Annotated in this window: 1 protein-coding gene and 2 pseudogenes; all 3 read left to right on the plus strand. The window is 32.8% G+C overall.

The window, feature by feature from the left end; all coding sequences use genetic code 11:
- Positions 1-136 (plus strand): annotated as a pseudogene (locus WG67_RS08155) (4-(cytidine 5'-diphospho)-2-C-methyl-D-erythritol kinase); the annotation flags it as partial.
- Positions 137-139: 3 nt separating this feature from the next.
- Positions 140-505, plus strand: coding sequence for an Mth938-like domain-containing protein (locus WG67_RS01590; RefSeq protein WP_010082536.1), 366 nt, complete (start codon positions 140-142; stop codon positions 503-505).
- A gap of 1 nt (position 506) precedes the next feature.
- Positions 507-962: pseudogene (locus WG67_RS07785) on the plus strand (metal ABC transporter permease); the annotation flags it as partial.

A 962-nucleotide genomic window follows, 5' to 3' on the forward strand; every position in this document is an offset into this window, starting at 1 on the left:
ACTTTCTCGCATGTCAGGCAGTGGTGTATCATGCTTTGGAATATTCGATAGTGAGGAAAATGCAAAAGCTGCTGCAGTTAATATCGGAAAAAAGCAACCAGAATGGTGGGTATGCAACACTCAATTAATAGTTTGACTTATGGATATAACTCCCTTAATTTCCGAGAATAAAAATCTTATAAATGGTTACAGGGAAGGAAAATTTTTGGTAAACAATCAAGAATATTGCGGCTCAATTATAATTTTTCCTGAAAAGGTGATAAAATTGAAAGAAAGTGATATAAACAGCAAGGAGTATTTTGAATCTTTTTTAACAGAGGAAATAGAAATTTTGTTAATAGGTACTGGTAAAACACGCAATATACTAAGTTCTTCAGTGAAGTCCTATCTTATGGAACAAAAAGGTTTAAATTTTGAATTTATGACAACAGGTTCTGCATGCAGAACCCATAATATTCTGATATCCGAAGATAGATTTGTTGTCAGTTATCTAATAGCCATATAGCATGCTTACCCAGGACTTTTTCATCAACAGTCTAGTTGCAGTAGTTGTAATTAGCCTAGTAACAGGCGCTTTAGGATCGTTTATGATATGGCAAAGGTTATCTTATCTTGGTGATAGTTTGTCCCATTCTTCGTTGCTTGGTGTTGCACTTGCTTTAATCTTTAAGATTAGCCCATCGCTTAGCATAATGCTCATTGCAATTACATTTGCTATACTACTTTCTCTTAATTTATCAGCTTATATTGTGCTGATACGATATTGAACATTGTTACCAATGTAGTTTTATCATCGAGTTTAATACTTATGTCTTTTCTTCCATCTGGCAATAATAGTATTATTAGCTCACTGTTTGGTGATATATTAACGCTCGATCAAAGTGATATAGTATTGATTTTTTTAACCTCTGCAGTAGTTACTTTGATATTAATATTTAGATGGCGTTATTGGTTAATGATTT

Source organism: Wolbachia endosymbiont of Drosophila incompta (assembly GCF_001758565.1).
Lineage (GTDB): Bacteria > Pseudomonadota > Alphaproteobacteria > Rickettsiales > Anaplasmataceae > Wolbachia > Wolbachia pipientis.

Excerpts from the sequence above, each read along its gene's own strand:
- WG67_RS01590 (WP_010082536.1), top strand. The coding sequence starts at position 140 with ATGGATATAACTCCCTTAATTTCCGAGAATAAAAATCTTATAAATGGT.